General features: G+C 40.1%; 15 protein-coding genes. 12 read left to right on the plus strand and 3 right to left on the minus strand.

All coding sequences use genetic code 11. The features are described 5' to 3' along the window. The first annotated feature begins 1 nt into the window (after position 1). The 11 genes from holA (at position 2) to lipA (ending at position 10,530) form a co-directional block, all read left to right on the plus strand. The gene (gene holA / locus H4J61_RS06935; protein ID WP_182184475.1) at positions 2-1,045 is read left to right on the plus strand and encodes a DNA polymerase III subunit delta; all 1,044 of its coding nucleotides are present in this window, start codon (positions 2-4) and stop codon (positions 1,043-1,045) included. After that, positions 1,032-1,691, plus strand: a complete 660-nt coding sequence (gene nadD, locus H4J61_RS06940) for a nicotinate-nucleotide adenylyltransferase (RefSeq protein WP_182184476.1) — start codon at positions 1,032-1,034, stop codon at positions 1,689-1,691. Before holA ends, nadD begins: the two co-directional genes overlap by 14 nt. Positions 1,692-1,871: 180 nt before the next feature. After that, positions 1,872-2,189 carry a ribosome silencing factor gene (gene rsfS, locus H4J61_RS06945; protein WP_259363159.1) on the plus strand — a complete coding sequence of 106 codons (318 nt, stop codon included), beginning with the start codon at positions 1,872-1,874 and terminating at the stop codon, positions 2,187-2,189. An 11-nt stretch (positions 2,190-2,200) separates the two neighbouring features. After that, complete coding sequence (gene rlmH / locus H4J61_RS06950) at positions 2,201-2,671, plus strand: 23S rRNA (pseudouridine(1915)-N(3))-methyltransferase RlmH (protein WP_126669858.1); 471 nt, start codon at positions 2,201-2,203, stop codon at positions 2,669-2,671. Positions 2,672-2,674: 3 nt separating this feature from the next. Beyond that, a complete protein-coding gene (mrdA, locus tag H4J61_RS06955; protein WP_182184478.1) occupies positions 2,675-4,654 on the plus strand; it encodes a penicillin-binding protein 2 in 1,980 nt (659 codons plus the stop codon). Beyond that, positions 4,654-5,769, plus strand: coding sequence for a rod shape-determining protein RodA (rodA, locus tag H4J61_RS06960; RefSeq protein WP_182184479.1), 1,116 nt, complete (start codon positions 4,654-4,656; stop codon positions 5,767-5,769). The genes mrdA and rodA overlap by 1 nt, the downstream gene beginning before the upstream one ends. 102 nt (positions 5,770-5,871) lie before the next feature. Continuing rightward, positions 5,872-6,789 carry a septal ring lytic transglycosylase RlpA family protein gene (locus H4J61_RS06965; protein ID WP_182184480.1) on the plus strand — a complete coding sequence of 306 codons (918 nt, stop codon included), beginning with the start codon at positions 5,872-5,874 and terminating at the stop codon, positions 6,787-6,789. A 276-nt stretch (positions 6,790-7,065) separates the two neighbouring features. Next, entirely contained in the window at positions 7,066-8,253 is a 1,188-nt protein-coding gene (locus H4J61_RS06970) for a serine hydrolase (RefSeq protein ID WP_182184481.1), read from the plus strand. Between the two features lie 321 nt (positions 8,254-8,574). Then, on the plus strand, positions 8,575-8,838 hold the full coding sequence (gene ybeD, locus H4J61_RS06975; RefSeq protein ID WP_182138300.1) for a DUF493 family protein YbeD: 264 nt from the start codon (positions 8,575-8,577) through the stop codon (positions 8,836-8,838). A gap of 71 nt (positions 8,839-8,909) precedes the next feature. Continuing rightward, the gene (gene lipB / locus H4J61_RS06980) at positions 8,910-9,572 is read left to right on the plus strand and encodes a lipoyl(octanoyl) transferase LipB (protein ID WP_182138384.1); all 663 of its coding nucleotides are present in this window, start codon (positions 8,910-8,912) and stop codon (positions 9,570-9,572) included. Then, positions 9,562-10,530 carry a lipoyl synthase gene (lipA, locus tag H4J61_RS06985; protein WP_182138299.1) on the plus strand — a complete coding sequence of 323 codons (969 nt, stop codon included), beginning with the start codon at positions 9,562-9,564 and terminating at the stop codon, positions 10,528-10,530. The genes lipB and lipA overlap by 11 nt, the downstream gene beginning before the upstream one ends. A 145-nt stretch (positions 10,531-10,675) precedes the next feature. On the opposite strand, the gene H4J61_RS06990 is transcribed toward lipA, so the two are convergent. The 3 genes from H4J61_RS06990 to prmB form a co-directional block, all read right to left on the minus strand. Beyond that, a complete protein-coding gene (locus tag H4J61_RS06990) occupies positions 10,676-11,845 on the minus strand; it encodes an MFS transporter (protein ID WP_182184482.1) in 1,170 nt (389 codons plus the stop codon). Positions 11,846-11,884: 39 nt separating this feature from the next. Next, positions 11,885-12,976, minus strand: a complete 1,092-nt coding sequence (aroC, locus tag H4J61_RS06995; RefSeq protein WP_182138297.1) for a chorismate synthase — start codon at positions 12,974-12,976, stop codon at positions 11,885-11,887. A 96-nt stretch (positions 12,977-13,072) separates the two neighbouring features. Then, positions 13,073-14,005, minus strand: a complete 933-nt coding sequence (gene prmB / locus H4J61_RS07000) for a 50S ribosomal protein L3 N(5)-glutamine methyltransferase (RefSeq protein WP_310650041.1) — start codon at positions 14,003-14,005, stop codon at positions 13,073-13,075. A gap of 87 nt (positions 14,006-14,092) precedes the next feature. Here prmB and smrB point away from each other — a divergent pair, with 87 nt between their 5' ends. Then, positions 14,093-14,635 (plus strand): endonuclease SmrB, encoded by a 543-nt coding sequence (gene smrB, locus H4J61_RS07005; RefSeq protein WP_182184484.1) that lies wholly within the window; start codon positions 14,093-14,095, stop codon positions 14,633-14,635. Positions 14,636-14,648: the final 13 nt, after the last annotated feature.

The following is a 14,648-nucleotide window of genomic DNA, read 5'->3' on the forward strand; positions in this document are numbered from 1 at the left end:
CATGCGCATTTATCATAATCACCTCGAGAAAACCTTAACACAAGGCTTTAAACCGATATGGTTAGTCTTTGGTGATGAGCCTTGGCAAAAAAATGACGCCTTAGAAAAAATTAAAAATAGTGCTAAAAAACAAGGTTTTGACGAAGTTATTCGTTTTAGCATTGATGATAAATTTAATTGGGATGAGCTGTTTCAAGAATATCAGTCGATGAGTTTGTTTTCATCGTTACGCATTATAGAAGTAGAGTTTACTACAGGTAAAATTGGCGATAATGGTGCGAAAGGTATAGCGCAATTACTCACCCTGTTACATAAAGATATTCAACTCATCTTTCATGGCCCTAAAATTGACGCTGCCACACAAAAGCGCAAGTGGTTCAAAGCGTTAGAAGCTGCTGGTTGCTTTGTACCTTTATACGATATTGAAGGTAAACAATTAAAACAATGGCTCAGCAATCAAGCTCGGCAGTTGCAATTGACTTTACCTGACGATGTTATTAATTTAATGACTGAATTATTTGAAGGTAATTTACCGGCATTAGCTCAAGAGTTGCAAAAACTGTCGATATTATTCTCACAGCAACCCGTGAGTGTTGAAGAAGCAGAGCAACTTTTAATTAAACAAGCGAGATTTAATCCTTTTCAACTGATCGACACTTTGCTGATTGGCGATCTTAAAAAGTGCTTAACTATCTTAGATCAAATGCAGCATGACAATAGCGCATTTGGCCAATTAGTTTGGGTGGTTCACAAAGAAATAAGTCAGCTTTATGCCATGTTAGAACAAATAGAACAAGGCAGTCATATTAACGACATTTTTAAGCAATACCGTATTTGGGAGAAGAAAAAACCCTTATATCAGCATGCGTTAAACAATATAAGCTTAAGCAATGCCGAGCAAGCATTAGCGAGGTTAGCGCAAGTGGACTTACTCAGTAAAACCAGTAGCGACTTTAACGCTTTTATTTTGCTCAGTGATGTTTTTATCAGCTTATTTCACGATAACATCAGTCAACACTTCAGTTTAGATTATGAGTATAACTAACCAAGAAACGCCAACGCTTATCGCGTTACTTGGCGGTACCTTTGACCCTATTCATCTCGGTCACATCTTACCGGCCCAAGAAACCGCGCAATGGTTAGGCGCAAAACAATTACATTTAATTCCTGCTCATATCCCGCCACATAAAGCTGGCACTCATGCCAATGCGAAACAGCGTACTAAAATGGTGGCTTTAGTCTGTGATAAAAGCCCAGTATTTACCCTTGATACTCGTGAACTCAAGCGTCACATCCCTTCATATACCGTCGATACCTTACAGCAAATAAAAACTGAGCAACCTAATGCCGCTTTATATTTTATTATGGGTATGGACTCACTCTTATCATTTACCCAATGGCGCAGCTGGCAAGACATTCTCACCTTATGTAACTTAGTGGTTAATATTCGCCCAGGTTACCCGCACCTAGCGTTGGAAGAGGCACTTGAACCCGCACTAAAGTCTCGTTTAATTTATAGTCTTGCGCAATTACAGCGCCAGAAAACTGGACAAATACTTATTCATGAAAGTAGCCCTGTGGATATTTCCTCGACCACAATAAGAGCCAAAATTAAAGCGGGCGTAGACGTCAGCCAATATCTACCTCAATGCGTATATGATTATATAGAGCAACATAAGCTCTATCGATAACGCCATTATTTTTCAATAACAGCAGCAAAATCACTCATTTTGTATCACTTGGGGAGAGGTTAAGTGAAATAAATCCATTGTTGTGCAAAAAAACGGCTATTTACTGCATTAGATGGTTAACTGACAAACAAAATAATGCTATTATCGCCGATTATTGTTGTTAATTATAGAGATCCCACTTTGCAAAGTTCAGACCTAATTACTTTTGTTACCGAAAAAATCGAAGATATGAAAGGCCGCGATATCGTTATACTAGAAGTAGCTACAAAATCGAGTTTCACTGACTACATGTTAGTTTGTTCTGGTAACTCAAAACGCCATGTTATTTCCATTGCACAATCACTCACTATTGAATGCCGTGCAGCTGGTATTGAAGCCTTGGGTGTTGAAGGAAATGATGTCGGTGAATGGTCTTTAGTCGACTTAGGTGATGTTGTTGTACATGTGATGACTGATGAGACTCGTGAGCGTTATCAACTAGAACAACTATGGCAGTAGTCTAAACAACAATGCGCATTACCTTATATGCCGTTGGTAATAAAATGCCCGCTTGGGTTAGCCAAGGGTTTAGCGAATATTGCCGTAGATTTCCTCGTGATATGAGTTTCCATCTAGTGGAGATTTCACCAGGGAAACGCGGTAAAAATGCAGACATTGCCCGCATTCTTGAAAAAGAAGGTGAGCTAATGTTAGCGGCTATTCCAAAAGGTAATCGCATTGTTACCTTAGAAGTAGAAGGCAAGCCTTGGACGACGCCTGATCTTGCCAAACAACTGGAACGTTGGCATGTAGATAGCCGAGATGTAGCGCTCTTAGTTGGTGGACCGGAAGGTTTAGCCCCCGCTTGCATTCAGGCATCTGAGCAAAAGTGGTCATTGTCACCGCTGACCTTACCACACCCTATGGTTCGAATTGTTGTGGCTGAAAGCCTCTATCGTGCTTGGTCAATCAATAATAATCACCCCTATCATAGAGAATAAATAATGGCACCCAAAAAACGTGTTGTTATTAGAAATCATAGCGCTGAAGCTAATTTATTTGCCCGCCGTACCTTCATCACCTTTGCGGCTATCATCATACTTTCACTAGTGTTATTTAGTAATATTTATAATCTTCAAGTTAGCTCCTATGAAAAATACCAAACACGCTCAAACTCCAACCGGATTAAACTTTTACCTGTCGCGCCAAATAGAGGCTTAATCTACGATAGAAACGGTGTTTTACTGGCTGACAATACCCCCGTTTACAGCTTAGAAGTGATCCCCGAGCAAGTAAATGACATTAAAAAGCGCTTGTCAGAAGTTAGCCAACTGTTAGATATAAGCCAAGAAAAACAAGACAAACTACTGCAAGCAATGAAAAGCAAACGTCGTTTTAAACCGATCGAGCTTTATTCACGCTTAAGTGAGCAACAGGTCGCCTTATTTTCGGTCAATCAGCATAAATTTCCGGGTTTTTTTATTGATGCACGTTTAAAGCGTTATTACCCTTTTGCTGAATTAACCACCCACTCACTGGGCTATGTCGCACGTATTAATGGTAGAGACTCACTCGCGTTAGAACAGCAAGGCTTAGCTGAAAACTATGCCGCTACGCGCAATATTGGTAAACGCGGATTAGAACGCTATTACCAAGACATTTTACACGGTACCATTGGCCACCAAGAAGTAGAAATTAACAACCAAGGTCGGATCATTCGTACCTTAGACTTTACCCCACCCATTCCCGGTAAAGACCTGACCTTAACCTTGGATATTGAGCTACAAATGATCGCAAAACGGGCGCTTTCGGGTAAACGTGGTGCGATTGTCGCCATTGACCCAAGAGACGGTGGCGTGCTTGCTATGTATTCAAACCCAAGTTTTGATGGCAACTTGTTTGTGCATGGCATTAGCAGCAAAAAATATAAAAAACTTTTAGCTCCACAAAGCAATAAACCCTTACTTAACAGAACATTACAAGGATACCCACCCGCGTCAACGATTAAACCGTTATTAGCTATTACGGGTTTAGACGCGGGGGTCATTACGCCAGAAACAGAAATTTATGATCCCGGATTTTATCAACTCCCCGGGATAGAAACTAAGCGACGTGACTGGAAAAAATGGGGCCATGGCAAAGTCGGTTTATCTAAATCGTTAGAACAGTCTTGTAATGTTTATTACTACGATTTGGCCTATAAATTAGGCATTACCCGTATTAGTCAAATGATGAGAAAATTCGGCTTCGGTGAATATACTGGTATTGACCTGCACGAAGAAAGTCGTGCAATTATGCCCAGTATCGAATGGAAAAGAGCCCGTTATAATAAACCTTGGTATACGGGTGAAACCCTATCGGTAGGTATTGGTCAAAGTTACTGGTCAGTCACGCCACTGCAATTATCACAAGCCCTATCCATCTTAGTCAACAAGGGTGAGATTAAGGTACCACACTTATTAAAAGCAACCACTGAAGTGGTTGTTAACGACCAAGATGCTAGCACAGCGCAAACCATTGTCACTGAATATGTTGTTGATGAAAAACAGCCTATCATCTTAAAAAACCAACATAGCTGGGATCTGGTTTTAGACGGTTTACATAATACCGTGCAAAAATTTGGCGCGACCGGCTATGCCGCATTTAAAGGCAGTAAATACGACGCGGCAGGTAAAACGGGTTCGGCACAAACCGCTAATATCGAACAAGGTGAAGAATACGATGCGAGTCAAGTTAAAGAAAGTAAACGTGACAATGCTATGTTCATTGCCTTTGCTCCGTACGAAAACCCTGAAATAGTGATTGCGGTTGCCATAGAGAATGTTGCTGAAGGTGGTGGTGGTACCAATGCCGGACCGGTTGCCCGCCAGATTATGGATCAGTACTTTGGTGATCGCGAAATTATCAGTAAAGACCCGCGCAAGCATCCACATCATAGCAACGATTTTCATCAAAAAATAAAAAATACAGCAGGTAATCCCTAGTGCGTAATACCGGACATGATCAACACCAACAGCGCACTTTATGGCAACGTTTACATATTGACCTGCCATTATTAATCGGGATTTTAATCTTACTAACACTGGGATTATTTGTCGTCTATAGCGCAGGTGGACAAGAGTCTGCTGTGCTAATAAGACATGCAAAGCGTGTTGGCTTAGCACTATTTGTGATGTTTATTGTTGCGCAAATCCCCCCCTTGTCTTATCGAAGATGGGCGGTGCCTGTCTTCATTATCGGCTTAATGTTATTAAGTGCCGTACTACTATTTGGACATGTTGGCAAAGGTGCTCAACGTTGGTTAGACCTTGGCTTTACCAAGTTTCAACCCTCTGAAATTATGAAACTTATCATGCCTATTATGATCGCTTGGTATGTTAGTCAATACGATTTACCAATCAAAATTTCCAAAATAATCATCGCTTTTATTTTAGTCTTAATACCCACTCTGCTCATTGCAAAACAACCTGATTTAGGCACGTCTTTACTGATCGCAAGCTCAGGTATATTTGTTATATTTCTTGCGGGTGCCAGTTGGAAACTTATCGGGGCCTGTGTTGGTTTAGCATCTGCATTTGCGCCAGTTTTATGGATGTTTTTGATGAAACCTTATCAAAAACAACGGGTGCTAACATTTTTAAATCCTGAACAAGATCCACTTGGCTCAGGCTACCATATTATTCAATCTAAAATTGCCATCGGCTCCGGTGGTATACACGGTAAGGGCTGGTTACAAGGTACTCAATCACAACTAGAGTTTTTACCTGAGCGCCATACTGACTTTATTTTTGCGGTATTTAGTGAAGAATTTGGCTTAATTGGTGTAGGCTTATTGTTAACAGTATATCTGGCCATTGTTATGCGCGGCTTATGGATTGCGGTCAATGCTCAGCATGCCTTTACTAAGCTTTTGGCTGGCAGCTTAACACTGACATTTTTTGTGTATATATTTGTTAATATCGGCATGGTTTCTGGTTTATTGCCTGTGGTGGGTGTACCCCTACCTTTAATTAGTTACGGTGGCACATCAATGGTGACATTAATGGCAGGATTTGGCATGCTTATGGCAATAAGCACCCATAGAAGATTTAATATCTAGCAAAAAGAATGGCGTATTAAATAATAGCGCATGGAATAATAGCGTATAAAAAATCACCGAATAAACGATTGACGTAAATAATAATAGAGTCTACTGATATTTATGGCGAAACTAAACATCAACCACCCTATATACCTATGTGTATTGATCATACTTGTCTCGGCTTGTAGCGCTAACTATGGTCGCTACCAACAAAAAAATGACAGTACACCCAGCCGCTTACCTACCGCTAGCGAACTTCATGATGCTACGCCGCGAGCTGAAGCCTTTAGCCTTGGTGGTAATAAACACTATCAAGTACGCGGTGAAGACTATCAAGTATTAAACAGTGCAGAAAATTTTAGTCAAGCCGGAACGGCCTCTTGGTATGGTCGAAAGTTTCATGGTCACTTAACCTCGAATGGCGAAATTTACGATATGTATGCCATGAGTGCCGCCCATAAGAACTTACCTTTACCTAGCTATTTAAGGGTTGTTAATAATAGCAATGGGCTATCTGTTATTGTTCGAGTTAATGACCGTGGCCCTTTTCATCAAAGCCGTATTATTGATTTGTCATACAGTGCCGCTTATAAGCTCGATATGCTAAAAACAGGTACTGCCAATGTAACCATTACAGCAATCACTGATTTTACGCTTAATGGTTTAGCCAAACTTCAGGCCAGCAATCAACGCCCCACAGATAAAGCAAAAAAAATCACGCCTTTGCCAAAAACAACGCTTTCAGTCGCAACTGAAACAATAGCCACGAGAAAAATTGAGCTTGAAACAGCAACACCATCGCCATTAAAGGTGACACCTACAGCGCAATATATTCAGGTATTTGCTAGTAGAAGTCATACTCAAGCGACCAAACTTGCCAAGGGATTAATTAAACAACATCAAATAAATACCCTATTAGAACAAATAAATGGAATTTTTCGTGTGCTTGTTGGTCCGATAGAGCGCAGTGATGAATTAACTAGGTTATTGTTAGCCATTAAAGCAGATGGTTACCCTAAAGCTTTTATTCGCCAGTAACTTTATTCACTAGTAACTTTTATGCACGAGTAAAATATTAAGCCCTAAGGTTAACCGTTATTTTTTAGCGAATATGTTTAACGAATATGTTTAACGAACAAGTCATATTACTACGACTGAACGTAGACAAATAATTAGCAAAATTCATCAAAGGTAACAAATTGAGGTAGCACTGATTAGTATTAAAAAAGAAAAATGTTATACTGCACAAAATTTTTATAATTTCCATTAAATGTTTTTATAATTTCCATTAAATGATAGCGCTGTAGGACAATTATGCCCCAAATCAAAGTTACTCGAGTACCTAAAAAACCGATAAAGTTATTAACTGTTTTAGGCTCTGTATTATTAAGTGTTTGCTCCCTTTCTCATGCACAAACTATTATCCCACCCGCTCCAGAAGTAAGTGCTAAAGGCCACATTTTAATAGATTATGCCACGGGTACGGTTATTGCAGAAAGTAATGCCGATATTTTACTTGCGCCAGCAAGCTTGACCAAAATGATGACTAGTTACATCATAGGTAAAGAGCTAGATAATGGTAATATCAGTAATGATGACCCCGTTAAAATTAGCGAAAAAGCTTGGGCAAAAAACTTCCCTGAGTCATCAAAAATGTTTATTGAAGTGGGTACAGAAGTATCAGTAAGCTTGTTAAACCAAGGTATTATCGTTGCATCAGGAAATGACGCCTGTGTTGCTATGGCTGAACATATTGCCGGTAGTGAAGGTGCATTTGCCCAATTAATGAATGCCCACGCTGAACAATTAGGCATGTATAGTAGTTTTTTTGAAAACAGTCATGGCTTAGACAGCAAAGAACACAAAACCACAGCGCGTGATATGGCAACACTGGCCATTGCCCTTATTCGCGATGTACCCGATGAGTACAAGTTGTATCGCCAAAAGTCTTTTACTTATAACAACATTAAACAATATAACCGCAATAGTTTATTGTGGGATAAAAGTATGAATGTTGACGGTTTAAAAACCGGCCATACCTCACAAGCAGGCTATAGTTTAGTCACATCGGCTACTAAAGGCGATATGCGCTTAGTCAGTGTCGTTATGGGTACAGACAGCGAGCGCGCTCGTAAAGTAGAGAGTAAAAAACTACTGAACTATGGTTTCCGTTTTTACGAAACATACACACCCTATAAAGCCGGTGAAAAATTTGTTAGTGATAGAGTTTGGATGGGCGATCGCAAAGAAGTTGACTTAGGTATTATGGTTAATACCCCAATTACCATTCCTCGTGGTCAACGTAAAAACTTACAAGCAAATTTTGAGTTAGACAAGCAACTTACAGCGCCACTGCAAAAAGGTGAAGTAGTAGGCAAATTATTTTTACAACTCGACGGTGAAGATATTGCCCAATACCCATTAGTAACGCTACAAGAAGTTCAAGAAGGTAGCCTGTTTAATAAATTGATCGACTATGTAAAGCTGCAATTTATTAACTAGTTTTAATCACTGTTTTATTGGTTATACTAAACTGCACAGAAAACTTAGCCTAGGCTAAGTTTTCTGCTTTAATTCAGCTGTATTAGAAAATAAAACCATCACCAAACATTGATATTAGTTAATCTCCCCCTCATTTATATCCAATAACTAGCCTCGACTGGTCACATTCGTAACAAATAGTGTTAAAATATCACCAATTGGCACATTCAGCCGCATAAATTATTACCACATGGATTGGTTTATTTACCACTAACTCGAATATGCTAGTCATGATTAAACCACCTACAGCATATGGGTTTTTTTACCGATTAAGAGAATAAAATGAATACTAAATTTGATGAATTATTAGATTTCCCCACCGTACTAAACTTTAAAGTCATGGGTATCGCGTGTGACGAATTACCAGACCTAGTTGTTGGTGAGTTGCAAAAACACACGCCTGGTGATTATGCGCCAAAGGTAAAACCAAGCTCGAAAGGAAATTATCATTCAATTTCAGTGGTTGTTACGGTTACCAGTAAAGAACATATTGAAACAATATATAAAACCTTGAACGCCATTGAACAAGTACGTTACGTGCTTTGACCCTACTTCTTATCCGGTGTATTCCCATTATTATTTAGCTATAATACCCGCAATAAAACCTATAGAGATGTATTTTGAAAAACACATTGATTATTCGGCAACTTAATAACCTCGACTATGTTGATGTTTGGCATGCCATGCAAAATTTCACCGATAATCGAGACGAAAGTACTGCTGATGAACTTTGGCTGGTAGAGCATCCGCCAATATTTACTCAAGGACAAGCAGGTAAAGATGAACACCTACTTATGCCTGGAGATATTCCAGTGGTAAAAGTAGATCGTGGCGGGCAAGTCACCTATCACGGCCCTGGCCAACAAGTGATCTACTTTATGATCAATCTACGTCGAAGAAAAATGGGCATAAGAACACTGGTTACGCTAATTGAAGATGGCATCGTAGCCTCAATGGCAGACTTTGGCATTACGGCAAAAGCAAAGCCTGACGCACCCGGTGTTTATGTTGAAGATAAAAAAATTGCCTCTTTAGGTCTTAGAGTACGTAAAGGCTGCTCATTTCATGGTTTGGCATTAAATGTTAATATGGACTTATCACCATTTCTACGCATTAACCCCTGCGGTTACCAAGGCTTAGAAATGATACAAACAATCGATTTACAAGGCCCTGCCACAGTAGATCAAGCGGGTGACTCATTGGTTAAACACCTAAGTGAGTTATTAAACACCCAGCATTTATCTTATCAAACGGGATTGGAAACAATACATGACCACTAAATCATCACAAATTACTCCAGGCACTAAACTACGCGATGCCGAAAAAATGGCGCATATTCCTATTAAGGTTATGACTTCTGAGCGCGAAACCATGCTAAGAAAACCTAATTGGTTACGCATTAAACTGCCAAAAAGTTCAGAGCGTATTGATAGTATAAAAGCAGCACTACGTAAACATAATTTACATTCTGTTTGTGAAGAAGCGTCATGCCCAAATTTATCAGAATGTTTTAATAACGGTACAGCAACCTTTATGATTTTGGGTGATATTTGTACCCGCCGTTGTCCATTTTGTGATGTTGGCCATGGCCGCCCAATGGCGGTAAATAAAGAAGAGCCGCGCAAGTTAGCCTTAACGCTAAAAGACATGAAGCTGAAATACGTAGTGATCACTTCTGTTGACCGCGATGACCTTCGTGATGGCGGCGCACAACAATTTGTTGATTGTATTACCGAAATTGCCGAGCATTCACCACATACTAAAGTAGAAATTTTAGTCCCTGATTTTCGTGGCCGTATGGATCGTGCTTTAGAAATTTTAAATACCCATCCACCGGGTACTTTCAATCACAACCTAGAAACCGCACCGCGTTTATATACCAAAGCTCGCCCAGGCGCTAACTACCAATGGTCATTAGATCTATTGAAAAAATTTGGTGAGGCGAACCCAAGTGTACCGACTAAATCTGGTTTAATGGTTGGCTTAGGTGAAACTAACGAAGAAATTCTTCAAGTGATGCGGGATTTACGTGCTCATGGCGTTACCATGTTAACTATTGGTCAATACTTACAACCGAGTAAACATCATTTACCGGTCGAGCGTTACGTTCACCCAGATGACTTTGCTATGTTTAAACGTGAAGCAGATAAAATGGGCTTTGATCACGCCGCATGTGGTCCACTTGTACGTTCTAGCTACCATGCTGATAAACAAGCCGCTGGTGAAGAAGTAAAATAGTACCTACCGCCTAAGTACACACCGCCTAGTTAATTAACCTAACTAGGCAAAATCAAAAAAGCTAGCCGATAAAATGGCTAGCTTTTTCGTTACTAGCAAAGTAAAACGGTTAACTTATCGCCAGTGAAATAAATAATCGATTATTCTAAGCTAGGCTGACTTTTCGCTTAATGGGTTTATTACGCAAAAATAGCGCTAAAACCCCGCCAATTAGGGCGGTCATCGCCGCAAAATCAAAGGTTATTACGGCACCAATACCCTCTTGCCATAATAAGCCAGCTACATAGGCACCAATCGCACCACCAACACCATAAACACCACCGATATAAATCGCCTGCCCTCGGCTTTGTTGGTTCGCGTTAAAGTGCTGTTGAATAAAGCTAATACTGGCACTATGGTATAAACCAAAACTTAGCGCGTGGATCAGTTGGGAAAATGCCAATGCCATATCGCTATTGGCAAAATGTCCGACAATAAACCAGCGAAATGCCGTCAATAATATACTCATGCTAATTAACGTTTTTAGTGAGAAACTCTTAAAGAAAATAGCGGCAAAAACAAAAACCCCAATTTCAGCAACCACACCAATAGCGATAAAAATACCAATTAAAAAACCTGAGTAAGCTAAGTTTTTAAGGTATAAAGCAAAAAAAACATAATAAGGCCCAAAGCTCATTTGCAACATTAAGCCCGCAAAAAAGAACAACAAAAAGTTACGATTGAACACTTTGGCCTTAATAGAAACATTATCAACGGAGGTTTTTTTGGCTATTCGAGGTTGCTTGTTGAACAGTGTCGATATAAAAAGCCCTGCTAATATGACAATACCAATATAACTAAAGGCTTCGGCAGAATAACGCTCAATGAGTTCACCACTGAGCATAGCAACGATGACAAAACCGATACTGCCCCATAAACGAATGCGGGCATATATTTTCGCACTTTTGCGAATAGAATTAAGCGTCATCACTTCAATTTGCGGTAATATTGAGGTAATAAAGAGGCTAAACATGGCCAAACTAAACATTAATGGCCAGTAACTGAATGTCCAAATAATCAAACTAAAACAACACAACGACAGCAGTGCGCCAACCTTCACTATCGTTAGTTGTTGACCTGACTTGTCAGCAAGCTGCGCCCATAATGACGGCGCTACTATTTTTGTTGCGGTGATCACCGCTAATATTTCACCAATTTCTAGCGAAGTAAAACCTCTGGCATCAAGGAATACCGCTAAAAAAGGCACGATTAAACCTAAGAGACCAAAATACCAAAAATAATTTGTCGACAAACGCATGAATTGTTTTGAAGCCATTAGGTTAGGCTACCATAGCTTGGGGATTTACCCGCAAGCTTAACGTTCAATATCTGGCGTTTGACAAATCACATCCATATTTTGTGCACGATGTCTCAAATAATGATCCATCAAGGTCAAGGCTAACATAGCTTCAGCAATCGGTACTGCGCGAATGCCGACACAAGGATCATGACGGCCTTTAGTCACAATGTCAGCAGACTTACCCGCAAGATCAACGGTTTTACCACTAACACCGATACTAGAGGTTGGCTTTAATGCAATCGACGCAACAATGGGTTGGCCTGAAGATATACCACCTAAAACACCACCCGCATGATTTGACGCAAAACCCTCAGGGGTTAACTCGTCTCTGTGCTCAGAGCCTTTTTGATTAACAACAGCAAAACCGTCGCCAACTTCTACCGCTTTCACCGCATTAATGCCCATTAAGGCATGGGCAATATCCGCGTCTAAACGATCAAAAATAGGTTCACCTAAACCCACAGGCACATTATTCGCTACTACCATCAATTTAGCGCCGATAGAGTCTTTTTTGCGCATAATGCCACGTAATAATTCATCTAATTGTTCAAGTTTATTCGCATCTGGAAAGAAAAACGGATTTTCTTCAACAATATTCCAATCAATATTTTCAGCACATACGTCACCAATCTGGGTGACACAAGCTTGAATAGTGATACCAAATTTTTGTTTTAAATATTTTTTTGCTACTGCACCCGCTGCCACACGCATCGCAGTTTCACGCGCCGAAGAGCGACCGCCACCACGGTAGTCACGAATGCCATATTTTTGCCAGTAAGTATAATCCGCATGGCCAGGACGAAATGTCTTGGCAATATCACCGTAATCTTGCGAACGTTGGTCGGTATTCTCAATTAATAAACCAATAGGTGTGCCCGTAGTTTTACCTTCAAAAACACCTGACATTATTTTGACTTCGTCGGCTTCTCGGCGCGCGGTGGTAAAACGCGATGTGCCTGGTCGGCGTCGATCAAGGTCATGCTGTAAATCAGCTTCGTTAAGCTCTAAGCCTGGAGGGCAACCATCAATAATGGCCCCTAAGCCTAACCCATGGCTTTCACCAAATGAAGTAACTGTAAATAACTTACCAAAAGTATTACCTGACATAATGAATCTTATCCGTAAAAAATGATGATATACCAAATGCCTTAATGAATTGGTATCAGAGTGCCCAACAAACTACGCTAGGCAGCTTGTTGGGTATTAATTATTTATTGCCTGAAAATCTTGCTGATGATTTTCTAGTTGTGCTTTAGTTAAACGAAACACGCCATGGCCACCTCGTTCAAACGCCAACCACTGAAATGGCACATTGGGGAAAGCAGCACTTAAATGGATTCGTGAATTGCCCACTTCACAAATCAATACGCCATTATCATGCAGATGACTCGCGGCTTGCGCCAAAATTTTTCGTACGATATCTAAGCCATCAAAACCACTGCCTAAGCCCATTACTGGCTCATGTAAATACTCTTGCGGCAATGCATCGACATCCTCTTGATCAACATAAGGCGGGTTTGTCACTATTAAATCATAACCTTGCCCTACGAGCCCAGAAAAAACGTCAGATTCAATTGGCATAACTTGTGCTGATAAACCATGACCTTCAATATTGATTTGCGCGACATTGAGTGCATCAATAGAAAGATCGGCTGCATCAACTTCTGCTTCAGGAAACGCAACAGCGCAGGCAATAGCAATACAACCACTACCGGTACATAAATCTAAAATTTGCTTTGGCGCATGATCAATTAAACCAGCAAATTTATTATCGATTAACTCACCTATGGGTGAGCGTGGCACTAGTACCCGCTCATCAACATAAAAAGGCAAACCACAAAACATCGCTTGATTAGTTAGATATGCTGCAGGTAGCCCTTCAACCATTCGCCGTTCAAACAAGTGTAAAATCGCTATTCGCTCTTGGGATACCAAACGACATTGCATAAGATCATTAGATATTTCTTGCGGTAAAGCCAGTTGATGCATCACCAAAATAAGCGCTTCATGCCAAGCATTGTTTGTACCATGACCAAAATACAACTCAGCCTGATTAAACTGACTCGCACCAAAACGCACATAATCATTAACGGTATGTAATTGTTCACTTACCTCTACAATATTTATTATTCCCACGCTTTCCTCAGGTTTTATTATCATAACACTTGTTTTTATTATTATACTTTCACTTGTTATTGTTCGTCGATGTTTTAAACTTCGCAAATGAAATATAAAGACGCACTTAATGTGGAAGAAATAAATTTATTTAAAGATACCATAGGTAAGGTAAAACCTATGGTGCAGGACAGAATACACCCGGCAAAAAGAAGCAGCAAGCAGAAAACGACTTTAGCAAAACAAAAAGATAAAAAAGCCTTGGCTGAGTTTCATTTCTCTGATGAATTTGAACCCGCGCTGAATCTTAATGGTCCTCTAAAGTACGTTCGTGATGGCGTTGATAGTTTTGAAGCTAAAAATTTACGCCGTGGTCAATACGCCCCAGACTTAATTTTAGACTTACACGGCCTTGATCTTTACCAGTCAAAACGTGAAATTGCCGCATTGCTTGCCGCTTGTGAAAAAGAGCATGCACAATGTGTTTGTATCGTTCATGGTTTAGGTGGCCGCATATTGAAAAATAAAGTGCCGCACTGGTTAGTACAACACCCTGATGTGATGGCCTTTCATCAAGCGCCATTGGAATGGGGTGGCAATGGCGCCATACTGGTTTTAGTCGAATTAAAAGACAAGTTTAGTATTGATTAACCAAAACACTTAA

Source organism: Colwellia sp. MB3u-4 (assembly GCF_014077065.1).
Classification (GTDB): Bacteria; Pseudomonadota; Gammaproteobacteria; order Enterobacterales; family Alteromonadaceae; genus Cognaticolwellia.

Coding starts and splice junctions, on each gene's coding strand:
- lipA (WP_182138299.1), top strand. CDS start 9,562: ATGACCACTAAATCATCACAAATTACTCCAGGCACTAAACTACGCGAT.
- holA (WP_182184475.1), top strand. CDS start 2: ATGCGCATTTATCATAATCACCTCGAGAAAACCTTAACACAAGGCTTT.
- rlmH (WP_126669858.1), top strand. CDS start 2,201: ATGCGCATTACCTTATATGCCGTTGGTAATAAAATGCCCGCTTGGGTT.
- H4J61_RS06990 (WP_182184482.1), bottom strand. CDS start 11,845: ATGGCTTCAAAACAATTCATGCGTTTGTCGACAAATTATTTTTGGTAT.
- mrdA (WP_182184478.1), top strand. CDS start 2,675: ATGGCACCCAAAAAACGTGTTGTTATTAGAAATCATAGCGCTGAAGCT.
- aroC (WP_182138297.1), bottom strand. CDS start 12,976: ATGTCAGGTAATACTTTTGGTAAGTTATTTACAGTTACTTCATTTGGT.
- smrB (WP_182184484.1), top strand. CDS start 14,093: ATGAAATATAAAGACGCACTTAATGTGGAAGAAATAAATTTATTTAAA.
- nadD (WP_182184476.1), top strand. CDS start 1,032: ATGAGTATAACTAACCAAGAAACGCCAACGCTTATCGCGTTACTTGGC.
- ybeD (WP_182138300.1), top strand. CDS start 8,575: ATGAATACTAAATTTGATGAATTATTAGATTTCCCCACCGTACTAAAC.
- H4J61_RS06965 (WP_182184480.1), top strand. CDS start 5,872: ATGGCGAAACTAAACATCAACCACCCTATATACCTATGTGTATTGATC.
- H4J61_RS06970 (WP_182184481.1), top strand. CDS start 7,066: ATGCCCCAAATCAAAGTTACTCGAGTACCTAAAAAACCGATAAAGTTA.